Origin of the sequence: Lentilactobacillus kosonis, from assembly GCF_003864335.1 — a bacterium.
Classification (GTDB): domain Bacteria; phylum Bacillota; class Bacilli; order Lactobacillales; family Lactobacillaceae; genus Lentilactobacillus; species Lentilactobacillus kosonis.
Map to the genome: position 1 here is coordinate 1 of NZ_BEXA01000019.1, position 1,336 is coordinate 1,336.

Genomic DNA, 1,336 nt, shown 5'->3' on the forward strand with positions numbered 1-1,336 from the left:
CGTCGTTGGTGGTGTTACTGGGGGTTTCTGGCGTCGTTGGTGGTGTCACTGGGGTTTCCGGCGTCGTTGGTGGTGTTACTGGGGTTTCCGGCGTCGTTGGTGGTGTGACCAGTGGGATTGGTAAGAAAATTCTTATTGGCAGTGAATCTCCAAGTAATGGATTTTCCAATTCTCCGATAATTGTTTGAATTGAACTATTATTAGGGAATAAGTTAGTTAATCCACTAACAATCATATTATTTAACAACCCGCTTGCAGAATTCAATGCGATTGCCCATGGTGGCGTCAATACATATCTAATTGCGTTAAGTGGTCCACCTAACCCACTTAATCCAGGAATACTAGTAATAGCACCAATCGTCGCATCAACTAATCTTCCAGGAATATATATAGGTACTGGTAGCCATGTCCATTGGGTACTTTGAACAGCCGCAGCAACAGAGGCCGTTTTAAATTGATACTTATTGTTCGTTGCTACCGGTGAACTGTATGCCATTAACTGTTTAGCAGAATTTTCTTTATTAGCCGATTCAACTTGGACTTGATTGTCACTCTTTGAAACAGATTGAAGCTTTGCCTGAGTCATATCAGATTTTTCTTCGGCTTGATTATCGGACTTGTTTGAATCATCTGCTGAAATCGCTGAATTGCTCTGATTATCAACATTATTTTCCAATGTTTCTGTCTGAGAATATTCAGGAGAAACCGTTTCTTGCGACACTTCAGCTTGTGCAGTATTTGTATCAGTTGAAGCGTCTGCTGTACTTGTCACTTGACTCTCGGTCGGATCACTTGGGCTAATATTCCCCTGTGCTTCACTATCATTATCGACATTATTATCTTGTTCACTACTATTCATAGTTACTATATCAGCATTATTACTAATATTAGATTGATTATCATTGCCATCATCAATACTGTCCGAGCTATCATAACTAACTACATTTGTCGAATTAACTGTATTGTCTGCTGATTGATCAGTAGTAGCTGAACCTGTATTGCTACTAGCATTATTACTAGCGATTACAGTAGTTGCCATTGTGCTTGAATTATTATTCGCTGCCTTAACATTAACAGGTGCGACTGTGAGCAGAACTCCTGCAGACAGAAACACTGTGGATGCAAGTAAGCCACGGTAATTGCAACCATTCTTTTTCATTTTGCTCCCCCTATTTATATAAGTGTTTTATCAAATTAAATTTTACACAATCATAATAGCATGCTTTAGCTACTATTACCATAATTTATTGTAAACCATAAATTATTTCATGATTAATTTCCCCACAAAAAATCAATCAATGACTAGCATTGATTGATTTTTACTTTCTTTACATGG

The 1,336-nt window shown here is 38.2% G+C and carries 1 protein-coding gene; it reads right to left on the bottom strand.

Translation table 11 applies throughout. The features are described from left to right. A partial coding sequence (locus NBRC111893_RS10525) for a hypothetical protein (RefSeq protein WP_148094906.1) occupies positions 1-1,159 on the bottom strand: 1,159 nt, incomplete at its 3' end. Between the last annotated feature and the right edge of the window lie 177 nt (positions 1,160-1,336).